The 15,003-nt window shown below is 49.3% G+C and carries 13 protein-coding genes; 1 reads left to right on the top strand and 12 read right to left on the bottom strand.

The annotated features are described in order from the left end of the window. Positions 1-176 precede the first annotated feature (176 nt). Together cydB and LACSTY_RS00060 are read right to left on the bottom strand one after the other, a co-directional pair. Entirely contained in the window at positions 177-1,196 is a 1,020-nt protein-coding gene (gene cydB, locus LACSTY_RS00065; protein WP_010490252.1) for a cytochrome d ubiquinol oxidase subunit II, read from the bottom strand. Then, positions 1,189-2,667 (bottom strand): cytochrome ubiquinol oxidase subunit I, encoded by a 1,479-nt coding sequence (locus LACSTY_RS00060; protein WP_087911229.1) that lies wholly within the window; start codon positions 2,665-2,667, stop codon positions 1,189-1,191. The genes cydB and LACSTY_RS00060 overlap by 8 nt, the downstream gene beginning before the upstream one ends. Before the next feature lie 357 nt (positions 2,668-3,024). Here LACSTY_RS00060 and LACSTY_RS00055 point away from each other — a divergent pair, with 357 nt between their 5' ends. Beyond that, entirely contained in the window at positions 3,025-3,531 is a 507-nt protein-coding gene (locus tag LACSTY_RS00055) for a type 1 glutamine amidotransferase domain-containing protein (protein WP_025013654.1), read from the top strand. 79 nt (positions 3,532-3,610) lie between these two features. On the opposite strand, the gene rpsR is transcribed toward LACSTY_RS00055, so the two are convergent. The 10 genes from rpsR to dnaA form a co-directional block, all read right to left on the bottom strand. Continuing rightward, positions 3,611-3,847: a 30S ribosomal protein S18 gene (gene rpsR / locus LACSTY_RS00050; RefSeq protein WP_003568467.1), complete on the bottom strand. Its 237-nt coding sequence runs from the start codon at positions 3,845-3,847 to the stop codon at positions 3,611-3,613. 89 nt (positions 3,848-3,936) lie between these two features. Then, positions 3,937-4,530, bottom strand: coding sequence for a single-stranded DNA-binding protein (gene ssb, locus LACSTY_RS00045; protein ID WP_010490295.1), 594 nt, complete (start codon positions 4,528-4,530; stop codon positions 3,937-3,939). A gap of 29 nt (positions 4,531-4,559) precedes the next feature. Further along, on the bottom strand, positions 4,560-4,856 hold the full coding sequence (gene rpsF, locus LACSTY_RS00040) for a 30S ribosomal protein S6 (RefSeq protein WP_010490297.1): 297 nt from the start codon (positions 4,854-4,856) through the stop codon (positions 4,560-4,562). A 126-nt stretch (positions 4,857-4,982) separates the two neighbouring features. Beyond that, positions 4,983-5,414, bottom strand: a complete 432-nt coding sequence (gene ssb, locus LACSTY_RS00035; RefSeq protein WP_087911228.1) for a single-stranded DNA-binding protein — start codon at positions 5,412-5,414, stop codon at positions 4,983-4,985. Between the two features lie 180 nt (positions 5,415-5,594). Then, the gene (gene gyrA, locus LACSTY_RS00030) at positions 5,595-8,219 is read right to left on the bottom strand and encodes a DNA gyrase subunit A (RefSeq protein WP_087911227.1); all 2,625 of its coding nucleotides are present in this window, start codon (positions 8,217-8,219) and stop codon (positions 5,595-5,597) included. A 73-nt stretch (positions 8,220-8,292) separates the two neighbouring features. Next, positions 8,293-10,254 (bottom strand): DNA topoisomerase (ATP-hydrolyzing) subunit B, encoded by a 1,962-nt coding sequence (gyrB, locus tag LACSTY_RS00025; protein ID WP_087911226.1) that lies wholly within the window; start codon positions 10,252-10,254, stop codon positions 8,293-8,295. Positions 10,255-10,295: 41 nt separating this feature from the next. Continuing rightward, positions 10,296-11,414 carry a DNA replication/repair protein RecF gene (gene recF / locus LACSTY_RS00020; RefSeq protein WP_087911225.1) on the bottom strand — a complete coding sequence of 373 codons (1,119 nt, stop codon included), beginning with the start codon at positions 11,412-11,414 and terminating at the stop codon, positions 10,296-10,298. After that, positions 11,411-11,623, bottom strand: a complete 213-nt coding sequence (yaaA, locus tag LACSTY_RS00015; protein ID WP_047106738.1) for a S4 domain-containing protein YaaA — start codon at positions 11,621-11,623, stop codon at positions 11,411-11,413. Before yaaA ends, recF begins: the two co-directional genes overlap by 4 nt. A 717-nt stretch (positions 11,624-12,340) precedes the next feature. Next, positions 12,341-13,480 carry a DNA polymerase III subunit beta gene (dnaN, locus tag LACSTY_RS00010; RefSeq protein ID WP_010490312.1) on the bottom strand — a complete coding sequence of 380 codons (1,140 nt, stop codon included), beginning with the start codon at positions 13,478-13,480 and terminating at the stop codon, positions 12,341-12,343. A gap of 173 nt (positions 13,481-13,653) precedes the next feature. Next, complete coding sequence (dnaA, locus tag LACSTY_RS00005) at positions 13,654-15,003, bottom strand: chromosomal replication initiator protein DnaA (protein WP_047106740.1); 1,350 nt, start codon at positions 15,001-15,003, stop codon at positions 13,654-13,656.

The raw sequence follows: 15,003 nt of genomic DNA, 5'->3' as shown, positions 1-15,003 counted from the left end.
GTGGCCTTGGGCGGGATGGTCGGGCTTTGACCATTGCGACCAAGGTTCTTATACACAGGCTCCTGCGCCAGCGAACGCGTTATGCCGAGCGTGAACCGGCGCGTTTAGGAGCCGGAGTATAAGTGACCTCGGGCGTCCTTATATGCAGGCTCCTGCGCCGGTGAACGCGCTATAGCCTAAATCATTGGCGATGCCGGTGCGTTGTAATACTTATTGATCAGGTGATAGGCGGTTGCCTGTAAGCCGACCATCAAGATGATCGTGAAGCCAAACAGCCATGCGGTCCAAAGTAGTGAAACCGGGCCGCTTGTGGCGGTTAAGGCGGTGACTGAGGTGCCTCGCGCCCGGCCGACAATCAGCGTTGGAAAGACGCCAAGGAAAATGGTGTAAATGAAGCTGGCCATCGTGCCAACACTGAGCCAGAACGTCACACGCGGATGGTGGTTGGCAATGGACCAAGTCTCAACCCCAAGGAACGCAACCAACAAGATCAGCAGTAACGATACGATGACTGGCCGATTGGTGAAAAACCGGGTATAGAACGGCAACAGGACGGCAAACAGGACAACCGCCGCATAAAGTGCCCAGGTTGTGCGTTTCAGGGCCACGGTTAATTGTTCAGCGACATTCGCACTAACTTTTTTGATCACTCGGGTCAAGCCGACATTCAGACTCAGCAACACCGCTAAAATACCGCCTAAGATGCTGAACGGTGTCAGGATGTCGCCCATGCTGGCATAGACAAACCCGTTACGAATTGGCACGCCGCTGACCGTGGAGCTAAAGACGATGCCGAGCAGGAACGGTGGCATCAGACTGCCGATAAACAACGCCCAGTCCCAGAACTGATTATAGTGTCGGCTATGCCACTGATTGCGATAGTCAAACGCGACGCCGCGGAAAATCAAGAAGAACAGCATCAGGAAAATCAACGGATAATAGCCGGAGGTCAACGCCGAATACCAGCCAGGATAAGCGGCAAACATGACAGCAAATGCGGTAACGGCCCATGTTTCATTGCCGCCCCACACCGGCCCGGTGACTTTCATAATCTGTTGCCGCCGTGACAAATCATCGCCCACAAAGAACGTTGCCATTCCCGCACCAAAATCGGCGCCATCAAGGACGAAGAACAACATCAGCTCGGTAGAAATGATGCCGAGGAAAATGACTTGCAAATTGGAAAGACTAGGCATGGCTGAACGCCTCCTTTGCAAACGGATCTGGAATGGTCCGGTCTTCCGGATAATCGCCGGTAATCTGTGGCAAGCCACGGGTGACGGTACGATGCGAGATATAAATCATGGTGCTTACCAAGAAGACGTCGGCAATGAAGAACAAGGCGAGACTCGTTCCCGCCTCCGTCGCCGTCAAACTTGGCGAAACCGCATCATACTGTGTCAATAAACCATAGACAACAAACGGATAGCGCCCGACTTCAGCAACAATCCAGCCTGAAGTAAACGTCAAGTACGGAAGCCATAACGTCCAGCCCAACGTCCGCAGCGTCTTTGGATGCTCCTCAATCGTTGACTCACGCCGATGCAGCATAATCGTTGCAAACAGCGCGAACATGGTGAAGAAGTAGCCTGCATAAACCATCAGATGCATGGTCCAGAACAGCAGCGTCACTGGTGGATAGTAATTCATCTGGCCGTCATAGGATTTGGCAACGGTCTTATCAAACTTCGCATGATACATTTTGGCCACTTGATTCATGCCAGGCATCGCACCGGTAAACGTGTTTTTACCAAAATACGTGCCCATGTTCGGAATCGAAATGGCTTTGGTCGTGTGATCCTTTTCATTGATCAGCGCCGCCATTGCCCAAGGCGCACCGGTTGTGGCACTCCCTTCCAAATCATAGCGTCCTTCAATTGCCGTGAACTTCATCGGCTGTAGTGCGGCAGTTGCGGCACCTTGATCGTCCCCTTGTGCAGGCTGTAGGAAGGCCGCTGGCAACGCGATCAGTAAACCGATTTGAACGGCAATTTTAAACGCTGCCGTATCGCGCTTATGCAGAATCTGCCATGCCGAGATGCCGGCTGTCACAAAGCCGCCGGTGATCAGAATTGCAAATAAAACGTGTAAAAATTCCGGCCGGTACTGTGGATTCTGTAACAACGTAATCAAACTGTCCAAACGGGCACGGCCGTTTTCCAAGTGGAAGCCATAGGGATTTTGCATAAAGGCATTAATCGCAATAATCCAAACGACGGAAAACAGTGATGCTCCCAACATCCCAACGCCTAGCCAAGCGTGGGCGCGTTTTGGCAATTTACCCCAAGTAAACCGCCACAAACCGATGATAGTTGATTCAATGAAGAACGAAATCATACTTTCAATGGCTAACGGTACACCAGAAACATCGCCCATCAAGCGGGTAAAGGCCGACCAGTTCATGCCGAATTGAAATTCCATAATCAACCCGGTGACAACGCCGGTCCCAAAACTGAAGAAAAAGATACGGCTAAAGAATAGCGTTAAACGGCCGTATTTTTCAGTGTCGCCCCGACCATAGGCATATAAAAATTCAAAAATCATGGTCGTCAGCAACATCCCGATGGTGGTTGTCACAAATAGAAAGTGCGTGATGGCGGTCACCGCAAACTGCATTCGCGATAAGTTCGTTACAGCCAACGGGATCGTGGCTAATGTGAGCCCCATTTTGATCACCTCTGATAATCAAACCCCTGATATAAGTTCGTTTTGCTCTTCTGATCATCGTCATTGTAAAACAAAATCAAAATTTGATATAACGATAAGCTTGTGATTTTATTCGCATTAGCTAACGTTAACATAAGTTACTAGTCAGCGGGTTAGCACGCCTCCGTTTGTTTGCCAAAATAACGAGGGACTGCTGTTAATATGACTCTGATACGGCCGCTCATTTTCTTGAAACTTATAGAGTTGTTCATCCATAATCCTGGATAGCTCACACAAAATTAGGATTTTAATCCTTTGCATCAACACTTTTAAACCGTTAAACTAGAATAGTAATACATGCTGAAAGGGGCTTTTAAAATGGCAAAAATTGCTGTTCTGGTTACCGATAACTTCGAGGATGCGGAATTAACCTCACCCGTCAAAGCGTTAAAGGATCAGGGCCATGACGTCACTTTGATTGAAACGCAAGCTGGGAAGCAAATTACCGGTAAACATGGCGCAACGGCAACGATCGACACCACGATTACCGATGTCAAACCGGATGATTTTGACGGCTTACTGCTTCCAGGCGGCTTTTCGCCAGATGAACTTCGGGCTGACGATCGCTTTGTTAATTTCGTCAAAGCCTTCCTGTTGGCCGACAAGCCAGTCTTTGCGATCTGCCACGGGCCGCAATTCTTCATCCAGACAGGCTTGACCAAGGGCCGCACCATGACCGCCTACACAACCGTTCGCCCGGATCTTTACTATGCAGGGGCCATCGTTAAAAATGAACCGGTTGTCGTTGATCATAACTTGGTGACAAGCCGGACACCTGATGACTTGCCGGAATTCAATAAGGCAATGTTGGCGCAATTAAAGTAATTAACGGTGCTGACTGACGAGCACAAAAAAAGGATGTTTCTGCCGCGATTAGCAGAAACATCCTTTTTAAATACCGATATTAGTCTTCCGAAACAAACGGCAGAAGACCCATAATCCGCGCTCGCTTGATTGCGATCGTCAGCTTACGTTGGTTCTTAGCGCTGGTGCCGGTTACCCGACGTGGCAAAATCTTGCCTCGTTCTGAGATAAACCGATCCAACAAGTTCGTGTCTTTATAATCGATGTATTCGATGTGGTTAGCGGCGATGAAGTCGACTTTACGACGACGACGGCCACCACGGCGTTGTTGTGCCATGAGAATTCCTCCTTCTCTATCAAAGATTCCAAGTCGACATTGCTTCCTTACGAACCAATGTCTTCGCTAAGCATGACCTTAGTCACACATTAGAATGGCAGATCATCATCGGAAATATCGATCGGTTTACCATTATTGGCAAAAGGATCGGGATTAGCAGCATTGCCATTGTTGCCTTGGCTTTGACCTGCCGCCGGGTTTTGGCCCGGATTCGATGATGGTGCATTGTTCGGGGCGCTTTGGGAACCAAAGCTAGGTGGGTTTTGCGGCTGCTGGTTATTACCAAACTGCTGCCCACCGCCATAATTCTGGTTGCCTTGGCCAGCGGGATTCGCAGGTTCGGACGGCCGTTGTTGTGTCGTTGCCCGTGATTCCAGCAATGCAAAGTTCTCAACGACGACTTCGGTCACATAGACTTTCTGCCCTTGCGCATTATCGTAAGAACGCGTCTGAATGTGTCCTTCAATCCCGACCAGTGAGCCTTTCTTGGTGAAGTTTGCGAAATTCTCCGCTGACTTACGCCAGATCACACAATTGATAAAGTCGGTTTCCCGTTCACCGTTTGCACTGCGGAACTGGCGATCAACGGCCAAAGTGAATGAACCGACAGCTGTACCGCTTTGCGTATAGCGCAAGTCAACATCTCTGGTTAAACGACCTGTCAATGCAACACTGTTAAGCATGCCGTAGCGCCCCTTTCAAAAAGTTACAATTAGTCTTCTCGCTTCACGATCATGTGACGCAGAATATCATTATTGATCTTGGCAAGACGGTCAAATTCATTGATCGCTTTGTCATCTTCTGCGGACAAGTTCACGATATGATAGAGACCTTCGTTATACTTGTTGATCTCATATGCGAGCTTACGCTTTTGCCAATCCTTGGAATCAATGATGCTGGCACCATTTTCCTTCAAAATATTGTCAAAACGTTCAACCAAATCAGTCTTTGCAGCATCGTCTAAATCAGGACGAATGATGTAAGTTACTTCATACTTGGTTTCAGCCATGACGATTCACCTCCTTATGGACTTTAGGCCCCAGTCGTTTGCCGGAGCAAGGAGTAATAAGGCTACAAAAATAGCCGGATACTCACGAAATAAAATTGTAGCATAGATTCGCTCCGAATACTACTGCTAAAATGGTAAATCATCTGTCGCCAGCTCCGGTGAGGCGGACGAATCGCCCACTGGCATGCCATCAGTGCCGGTTGCCTGCAATGTGCCAGTCCGCCGACTTTCGGTCATCGCCCGCGACTCCAACCACGCAAAATTATCAACCACCACCGACGTCCGCCACCGCTGTTCACCTTGTTTATTTTCAAAATGATTGTTACTGATGCGCCCGGCAACGCCAATGAGCGACCCTTTCGTTGTTGAGCTGGCAAACGTCAACGCCCGTTTGCCAAAAATCACGCACTCGATAAAATCCGTTTCGCGTTGTCCGGTTTTGTTCTTAAAAACCCGATCCACAGCCAGCGTAAAGCGAACCAGCTCCAAATCAGCTGCTGTTTTAAACACCTCTGGTTCCTTCGTCAGCCGACCCGTCAAACTCACACAATTTAGCATATGCCATCCTCCATCTCATCGCGCTATTTTCGCTGTCGGCTATACATTACGCAAAAAGTTTCGCGCTTGATGGTACGTGTCCTCATTTTGTGGAAAAATGGCAACGCAAAAAAATACCGCTCAATCCACCCATCATCTGGGCAGGATTGAACGGTATTCTTCATAATGACTCAGGCGTGTTTAGTCTTCGTCATCGCTATTAGCATCAGATACAGGCTGATCGGTCTCAGCGCGATCCAGCAGTTTGTTGATCTGCTCATCAGCGTTGCCTGCGTACTGTCCGTCAGCTGGCTGTTGCTTTGAATCAGGATCAGTCGGTCCGGCTTGCGGATCGGTTGGCTGGTCTGGCTTGTTGCCATCTTCCGGATCATCGGTTTCCGGTTCAACCTTGGCCATCGTTGCGACCTTAGCATCATCGTCTACTCGAATTAACCGGACACCCAGGGTTGCGCGGCCTGTCTGCGAGACGCTTTGGATATTGAAGCGAATCATAACACCGGAATCGGTCATGACTAGGATATCCTCAGTCCCGTCAACGGTTGTCACACCGGCAAGCGGGCCGTTCTTTTCGGTAATGTTAGCAGTCTTGATCCCTTTACCGCCGCGACCCTTAATTGGGTATTCCTTCGCGGCAGTGCGCTTCCCGTAACCCTTTTCGGAAATCACAAAGACTTCGGAATCCGGTTTGAGAATGTCGGAGCCGACAACGTAATCATGGTCACGCAGGCGAATGCCGCGAACCCCTGTCGCTGATCGACCCATCGAGCGCACATCCTGTTCCTTGAAGGCCACACTGTAACCCAAATGCGTGCCGATCAGAATATTATCCTGACCTGATGTCAAAATGACATTATTGAGTTCGTCGTGATCCTTCAGATTCAACGCGATCAGGCCATTGCTGCGAATGTTGGCAAACTCTTTGACCGGCGTGCGTTTAACGACACCCTTTTGCGTGACGAAGAACAGGTATCGGTCATCTTTTTGACCTTCGTGGACGTTGATGACGGTTTGAATCTTTTCGCCAGCGCCGACACCAAGCAGGTTGATGATCGGAATGCCTTTTGCCGTTCGGCTGTATTCCGGAATTTCGTAGCCTTTACTACGATAGACCTTCCCTTTGTTGGTGAAGAATAGCAGCACGTCATGAGTTGAGGTTGAGATCAGACGTTCAACAAAGTCGTCATCATGAACGTTCATGCCTTGAATCCCGCGGCCGCCACGATTTTGCGCCTTAAACTCGCTGGTTGCCAGGCGTTTGACGTAACCGTTATGACTCAACGTGATCACGACATCTTCCTGTTCAATCAGATCTTCGTCTTCAAGGCTCAGCACTTCGCCGACTAACAGCTCGGTCCGCCGCTTGTCGCCGAATTTCTTTTGAATATCCAGCAATTCATCATAAATGATCTGGTGAACCCGTTCAGGTTTGGCAAGAATATCGGTGTAATCCGCAATGGCTGCTTCAACATCTTTATATTCATTTTCAACCTTATCGCGTTCCAGACCGGTCAGGCGAACCAGCCGCATGTCCAAAATGGCTTGGCTTTGTTTATCGGACAAATTGAACTTGTCCATCAAGATGACTTTGGCCTTGTCTCCGGTTTCGGAACTGCGGATGATCGTGATGATTTCGTCAATATGATCAAGCGCAATCCGCAAGCCTTCGAGAATATGCTCGCGCGCCTTGGCTTTCTTCAGTTCATATTGTGTCCGCCGCCGAATGACATTTTCCTGATGATCCAGGTAATATTGCAGAATCTGTTTTAAGCTCAACAGCTTCGGCGCACCATTGACAATCGCGACCATGTTAAATGAAAAACCGGTCTGCAGTGGTGTCAGCTTGTACAGATTGTTCAGGATCACCGAAGCACTGGCATCCCGCCGGACATCAATGACGATCCGCATCCCGTCACGGTCAGATTCATCCCGCAACGTGACAATACCATCGATCTTCTTTTCGTGAACCAGATCGGCAATCCGTTCCACCATTTTAGCCTTATTGACCATATACGGAATCTCGGTGATGACGATTCGTTCGCGGCCGGATTTTTCGGTCTGAACATCAACTTTCCCGCGCAGCACGATGGTTCCACGGCCGGTTTCATACGCATGGCGAATGCCCGACTTGCCCATGACTACGCCGCCTGTCGGAAAATCAGGTCCCGGCAGCGCCTGCATTAAGTCCGCCGTAGTCGCGTCCGGATTGTCCATCAGCACGTGCAAAGCGGAAATGGTTTCGGACAGATTATGCGGGGGAATATTGGTCGTCATCCCCACCGCAATCCCGGTAGCGCCGTTCACCAGTAAGTTTGGGAACCGTGCCGGCAAAACAACCGGCTCTTTTTCCGTACCATCATAGTTGTCCTGAAAATCAATCGTGTCTTTATTGATATCGCGCAACATTTCAACGGCGATTTTACTCATTCGGGCTTCGGTATACCGCATCGCAGCGGCACCATCACCGTCGACCGACCCAAAATTCCCGTGGCCATCAACCAGCATATATCGGTAGCTGAAATCCTGCGCCATCCGCACGAGTCCTTCATAAATCGAGCTGTCACCATGCGGATGGTATTTCCCCATGACATCCCCGACAATCCGCGCACTCTTCTTATACGGCTTATCCGGCGTCACTCCGAGTTCATTCATGCCATACAGAATCCGGCGTTGAACCGGCTTGAGGCCATCGCGGACGTCAGGCAAGGCCCGCGCCACAATGACACTCATCGCGTATTCAAGGAATGATTTACGCATTGTTTCGCCGAGATTCACATTCGTAATCCGGCTTTCTTGGCGATCATCCATTAAGCGAAAAGTCTCCTCTCAAAAGTTCTCATATCCGACCGGTTTGCTATCCGTCAATCGGTCAATCGGTCAATTACACATCAATATTGTTCGGGTCAACGAAGACCGCGTTTTCTTCAATGAATTTCCGCCGCGGTTCAACATGGTCGCCCATCAGCATTTCAAAAATGCCATCGGCTTCTTCCGCGTCTTTTGGCGACACTCGTAACAGGCGCCGCGTATCCGGATCCATGGTTGTCTCCCAAAGCTGGCTGGCATCCATTTCGCCCAGCCCTTTGTACCGTTGAATATCCGGCTTCGGACTTGGCGGCAGCTGCCCCAGAATATCTTGCAGCTCTTCATCGGAATCGATGTAGCGCATCATTTTGCCCTGCCGCAAGCGATACAACGGTGGCTGCGCGATATAAACGTAGCCGGCATCAAGCACTGGCCGCATGTAGCGATAAATCAACGTCAGCAACAAGGTGCGGATATGCGCCCCATCGACATCGGCATCGGTCATGATAATCAGCTTGTGATACCGCGCTTTGCTGATGTCAAAATCCTGACCGAATCCGGTGCCCATCGCAGTAAACAGCGTGCGGATTTCTTCATTGGCCAAAATCCGTTCCATCGACGCCTTTTCAACATTCAGGATCTTCCCGCGAATCGGTAAGATCGCCTGTGTCAAGCGGCTACGGCCGGATTTAGCCGAGCCACCGGCGGAATCCCCTTCGACAATGAACAATTCCGAGATTTCCGGATCCTTACTGGTATTGTCCGCCAGTTTGCCGGGCAAGTTAGAGATTTCCAAGCCACTCTTTTTGCGGGTGACTTCACGGGCGCGTTTGGCAGCGAGACGGGCTTTGCTGGCAAGCATGGCTTTATCAATGATCAACTTGCCATCAGCCGGGTGTTCCATCAGAAACTTGTTAAAATGATCGGAAAATGTCCGGTCCACGACCGTCCGCGCATCCGAGTTGCCCAACTTAGTCTTGGTCTGCCCTTCAAACTGCGGATCAGGGTGTTTGACCGAGACAACTGCCGTTAATCCTTCGCGAACATCGTCGCCGCTAAGTGGATCATCGCTGTCCTTCAGTGCTCCGGAACGTCGGGCATAATCGTTGATGACGCGGGTCAGCGCCGTTTTAAACCCGGTTTCATGCGTCCCGCCTTCATACGTGTGAATATTATTGGCAAACGTCAGCAAGGTGCTGTGATAGTCGTTGGTGTATTGCAACGCCACTTCTACCGTGATGCCCTTATCCTGACCTTCCACATAAATTGGTTCTTGCAGCAGGTTTTCCTTTTTCTCCGTCAAAAAGTCGACGTAGGATTTCAGTCCGCCTTCATAGTGAAAGACCAGCTTCTCATGGGTAGCCGCGCGCTTATCGGTAAATGTCAGCTTGAGGCCCTTGTTCAGGAACGCGAGCTCGCGAATCCGCGTGGTCAGCACTTTATCATCAAACGTCGTTGTTTCGGTGAAAATATCCGGATCTGGCAGGAAATGAACTTTGGTCCCGTGTTCATGTTCCGGCGCAGTGCCGATCACCTTCATCGGGGTATTAACTTTACCGCGAACAAAATCAATGTAATACCGCTTGCCGCCGCGACTAACCGTCACGTCCAGATTCGTCGACAAGGCGTTGACAACAGAAGCGCCGACACCGTGCAACCCGCCGGACACCTTATACCCGCCACCGCCGAATTTACCGCCGGCATGCAACACCGTATAAACAGTCTCCAGTGCCGGTCGACCAGTTTTCGCCTGGATATCCACCGGAATCCCGCGACCATTATCTGTCACGGTGACACTATTATCCGGATTGACTTCGACTTCGATTTGAGTCGCAAACCCAGCCAACGCTTCATCAATCCCGTTATCGATAATTTCCCAAACCAAATGATGCAGGCCTTGGCTGCTTGTGGAGCCAATATACATCCCTGGCCGCTTCCGAACCGCTTCCAGACCTGAAAGCACTTGAATTTGGCTGGCATCATATTCTGCTGCCAGCTCTTCTTTCTTCTCTTCGGCCGATTCTTTCTTGTCCGTCACTGGTTATCCTCCTTAAAAACACGTTTCCCGATACAGCAAACCTACGCTTGTTTAGACAAAACCCCATCCTGCACCCGGAAAATGGCTGGTGCCGTGATGATTTCTTTTTGAATGCCATCCAGACTGGTGGTCGTCAGAAACGTCTGGACTTTGCTCTGGATGGCTTTAAGCAAGTGCGTCTGGCGCATCGCATCAAGTTCAGACAAAACGTCGTCCAGCAACAAAACCGGATACTCGCCAGTCTGATCTTTCATTAAATCGATTTCTGCCAGTTTGACCGCCAAAGCCGTGGTGCGCTGCTGTCCCTGACTGCCAAAATCGGCAACATTCTTGTCATTCACAATGAAGGCAACATCATCGCGGTGCGGCCCGACTAGGCTGGTTCCCTGTTCGATTTCGCGTGCCTGCTGTTTTGCAAACAACGCACCCAACGCCGCATAAGCCGCTTCACTATTTTGTTGCGCCTCCGCATCAACCTGTGTCTGATACGAAAAGCGCAACGTTTCGCGTCCTTTGGTAATATCCTGCTGAATCGCCGCAGCATAGCCCGACATGGTTTGCAATAACTTGGCACGCGCGGTGATCAACTCGGCTCCAAAGGCAGCTAACGAATCCGTCAATACATCCAGATACACAAGATCTTTGGCCTGATGGTATTTCAGCTGCTTCAAGTAGGCGTTGCGCTGCTTGAGGAACGTTTTGTATTGGCTCAGGTTATAGAGATATTTCGAGCTCATCTGGCCAAACTCCATGTCGATAAAGCGACGCCGGCCAGCCGGGCTTCCCTTAACGATCGCCAAGTCCTCAGGGGCAAACAAAATGACATTGAAATGTCCTAAGTATTGCGACAGTTTCGATTGTTCGATCCGATCAATTCGGGCCCGTTTGCCTTGATGACTGATGACAAGCTCCAACTGATGGGTGCCGCTCTGCCGCGAAATCCGCCCGGAAACCCGCGCAAAATCGCTGCCAAACCGAATTAAATCTTTGTCACTATTGGTTCGGTGGCTGCGGGCCAATGCCAAGACGTAAATCGCTTCAAGCAAGTTGGTCTTGCCTTGCGCATTCTCGCCTATCAGGACATTGATTTCCGGAGAAAAATCCGTATCGACAGTGGCATAATTGCGATAATCCTTTAACGTCAAATGATCCAGCTTCATGCGCTCACGATCACATAAGTCTGACCGGCAACTTCAATCTGATCATCCGGATATAATTTCCGGCCACGACGGTCTTCGGCTTCACCGTTAACGGTTACCGGATTCTCGCCTAGATACCACTTAGCCGCACCACCGCTATCAATGAGACCGGCTTCTTTCAGAAACTGACCCAATGTCAAAAATGCGGTCGTGATTTTGATGGTTGTCATCGTCGTCGCCCTCCAATCCGAAAAGTACCGGAAAATCGCATCAAATCGCGCTTTGCCGCAGATGAACACATAACAATTATACCCTTTTGTACATTAAAAAACAATTCTAAACGGGCATTTAAGCGGCTCTGAGCCAATTTGACACTAGCACGCCCCCCTAGACTAAAAACCCTTAAAAAGCCCAAAAACAGCCAAATTTTCAATTCTACCGTTTTTAGTCTAGCCTAAAGCCGTTTTTAAGGATACTTAGTTATGGAGGGCTTGTTTATAAATGACGTAATGGCGGTGAACTTTGCTGAAAAAAAGAGGATGAACCATAATTTTGTACGAACGTTCACAGATTAGTAAATTCCGAACGATTAAAAAATTTTAGGCAATAAGTTTCTTGCCGTGCCAAACTCCGCAATCTCCGGCCAGAGGGAGCTGGAACGCTGTGGGCACGACTTTGAACCCGCAAAAACCGCGGTTTCAAAGCTCGGCCTTGGCCTAAAACGGGAAAACCACCCGTTTAAGGCCAATTTCACAGCTGAGCCCCCTCTGGCCTACGATTGCTCCGCCTTGGCACTCATATCTAAAACAATTCCACCGGACTACCTCAGGAAAATAAAAAAACGAACATACACTCTAATCACTACAGAGTATGTTCGTCCTTTATTGTGGCTATGAATTATGACTCAGCCTCTTTATGCTCGGTATTTATAGTTGCTCCATCGCGCTTTAGAACGTCCGCACCGGCGTAATGAGTTGGATGAACTTTTCCTTGTCTTCCGTTGGGACCAAGGTGAATGGGCGCAACGGGGCGGTGAAGTCAACTTCGATGGCGGTTTGGCCAAAGCCTTGGAGCGCGTCCTTCATGTAGTCAGGATTGAAGGAGATTTCGAGATCCTCGCCGGTCAACTTGTTAAAGGTGAGGACTTCTTCGACATTCCCGACATCAGGCGAATTGCCGTAAATCGTGGCTTTTTGATCTGCAATGTTGAGTACTAACCGAACCACATTATTGCTGCTTGCGTGACTCAGCAAGCTGGCACGCTGAATGGATGCTAACAGGACCGGCGCATCGAATTCGACTTGCGTATTGCTCGACGTTGGAATCAGGCGGCTCGTATCCGGGTAATTGCCTTCAAGCAACCGGGAATAAAAGGCGGTTTGACCAAAAACAAACAAAACCTGATTTTCGGCAATCCGGATTTCGATTTTTTCGACATCCTCGCTCAGCATCCGACTCAATTCGGTGAGGCTCTTACCGGGAATAATGATGTCGTAATTGGTGGTACTTGCACTCGGCAATGTCAGGGTTCGTTGCGCTAACCGATGCGAATCAGTCGCAACAGCCACCAACTGATCGCCCATAATCGTGAAATGCACACCCGTCAAAATCGGTCGACTTTCTTGATTAGAAACGGCGATAACTGTTTGATTGATCAACTGGCGCAGCACTTCAGCTGGGACGGTCAACGCTTCATCAGCGGTAATTTCCGGTAACCGGGGATAGTTATTAGCGTCCAAGCCGTTAATCGTAAATTCGGAAGCACCAGAGGTAATGACGGTTTGGAAATTATCTTTGACTTCCAAGGTCATTTTGTCTTCCGGCAACCGTTTGACGATTTCACTAAAGAAACGTGCAGGCAACACGATTTCTCCGGTGCTGTCGATTTGAAGATCGTTGTTCTCATCAGCAATATTGATACGTGATTCGATCGAAATATCGGCATCACTACCGGTGAGCACCAGCCCCGTATCAGTGAGGACGATTTTTAAACCAGTCAGGATCGGAATCGTGGTTTTGGTTGAAATAGCCCGGGCAACGTCATTCAAGGTTTTCAAGAATGTGGATCGGGTAATCGTAAATTTCATAAGAGCCTCCCGTACGTTTATTTATATATATAATATAAAGCTTTTTAAGTAATAGTAATAGGCCGTGTTCAAACTGTGGAAAACTTTGAGAAACAACAGCCGGAAAAGTTATGCACCTGTGGATAAGTGTAAGGGACAAACTTGGCGGGTTTTCGCAGTTGTCCACAAGTGGCTTATCCGCGATTTTTAAGAATATTTCGCAGTTCGACGACTTGGGCTTTAAGATCTTCATTCGTCGTCATTGCGGACATAATTTTTTCGTGCGCGTGGATGACCGTGGTGTGATCTTTACCGCCAATTTCTTGACCGATCTTCGGCAGACTATTGTCGGTCATTTCTCGCGCCAGATACATCGCGATCTGGCGGGGAATCACAATTTGCTTGACCCGTTTCTTACCTTTTAGATCCTGCACGGTGACCTGAAAATACTTGGCGACAGCGTCCAATATCTGCGCAATGGTCAGTTGCCCGCTGCGATCATCGAGTTTGAGCGCCTTTAACGCATCGGCGGCCAGGCTGGTCGTGATATCTTCATTTTTCATAGTAGAAAAAGCCTGGACACGCACCAAAGCCCCTTCCAAATCACGGACGTTACTTTCGATTTGGCCGGCAATGTAGGAAAGCGTGTCATCGGGAATGCTGAGATCTTCGGCATCGGCTTTGTTACGCAAGATGGCAATACGGGTTTCAAGATCAGGCGGTGTCACGTCGACGGACAAGCCTTTGTTAAACCGCGACACCAGCCGTTCCTGCAGCTTAGGAATTTCGTTTGGCAGGCGATCGCTGGTGAGCACGATCTGCTTCATATTTTCGTACAGCGTATTGAACGTATGGAAGAATTCTTCCTGCGTAGCTTCTTTGTCGCCAAAAAACTGAATATCATCAACCAACAACAGGTCAACATTGCGATACTCCTGACGAAATTGCTCCTGCTGCTTGGTTTGAATCGAGTTAATGAAGTCGTTGGCAAAATTCTCGCTGGTGACATATTTAATGTTAGCTGCTGGATTATTTTCCAACACCAGGTTACCGATAGCCTGCATCAAGTGTGTCTTGCCCAAACCGACGCCACCATAAATAAACAGCGGATTATACGTCGTGCCGGGAGCTTCGGCAACCGCTAACGCCGCGGCATGCGCCATTTGGTTGCCTTTGCCGATCACGAACCGGTCAAACGTGTACTTCGGATTGAGATGCGTTTTCGCCTTAAAAGTCAGTTGTTGATCATCGTCATCGGTAGTTGGCTGTTGCTGATGCGTCGTGACCGGCTGTAACTCGTCTTTAGTCATGATCACCGGATCGACTTCCAGCTGCGCAAACTCGTAGACCCCTTCCACGACTTTGGTGACCAGATTTTTCTCCCAGTAAGCCTTATGCAACGATGCCGGAACTTCGATTTCGAGTTTATCTTTGGTTAATTTGACGGGTTTGGCTGTTTGAATCCATGTGCTGTAGCCGACTGGGGTCAACTCTTCACGGAATTTATCATTCAGGTAAGCCCAAAGCTCCTCTAAATTGGGCAT

Origin of the sequence: Lacticaseibacillus styriensis (assembly GCF_030770295.1) — a bacterium.
GTDB lineage: Bacteria > Bacillota > Bacilli > Lactobacillales > Lactobacillaceae > Lacticaseibacillus > Lacticaseibacillus casei.
The sequence above is the reverse complement of the archived record's forward strand: the minus strand, read 5'-3'. Positions and strand labels throughout refer to the sequence as shown.

Excerpts from the sequence above, each read along its gene's own strand:
- ssb (WP_087911228.1), bottom strand. The coding sequence starts at position 5,414 with ATGCTAAATTGTGTGAGTTTGACGGGTCGGCTGACGAAGGAACCAGAG.
- rpsF (WP_010490297.1), bottom strand. The coding sequence starts at position 4,856 with ATGGCTGAAACCAAGTATGAAGTAACTTACATCATTCGTCCTGATTTA.
- dnaN (WP_010490312.1), bottom strand. The coding sequence starts at position 13,480 with ATGAAATTTACGATTACCCGATCCACATTCTTGAAAACCTTGAATGAC.
- gyrA (WP_087911227.1), bottom strand. The coding sequence starts at position 8,219 with ATGGATGATCGCCAAGAAAGCCGGATTACGAATGTGAATCTCGGCGAA.
- yaaA (WP_047106738.1), bottom strand. The coding sequence starts at position 11,623 with ATGACAACCATCAAAATCACGACCGCATTTTTGACATTGGGTCAGTTT.
- LACSTY_RS00060 (WP_087911229.1), bottom strand. The coding sequence starts at position 2,667 with ATGGGGCTCACATTAGCCACGATCCCGTTGGCTGTAACGAACTTATCG.
- rpsR (WP_003568467.1), bottom strand. The coding sequence starts at position 3,847 with ATGGCACAACAACGCCGTGGTGGCCGTCGTCGTCGTAAAGTCGACTTC.
- recF (WP_087911225.1), bottom strand. The coding sequence starts at position 11,414 with ATGAAGCTGGATCATTTGACGTTAAAGGATTATCGCAATTATGCCACT.
- dnaA (WP_047106740.1), bottom strand. The coding sequence starts at position 15,003 with ATGCCCAATTTAGAGGAGCTTTGGGCTTACCTGAATGATAAATTCCGT.
- cydB (WP_010490252.1), bottom strand. The coding sequence starts at position 1,196 with ATGCCTAGTCTTTCCAATTTGCAAGTCATTTTCCTCGGCATCATTTCT.
- LACSTY_RS00055 (WP_025013654.1), top strand. The coding sequence starts at position 3,025 with ATGGCAAAAATTGCTGTTCTGGTTACCGATAACTTCGAGGATGCGGAA.
- ssb (WP_010490295.1), bottom strand. The coding sequence starts at position 4,530 with ATGCTTAACAGTGTTGCATTGACAGGTCGTTTAACCAGAGATGTTGAC.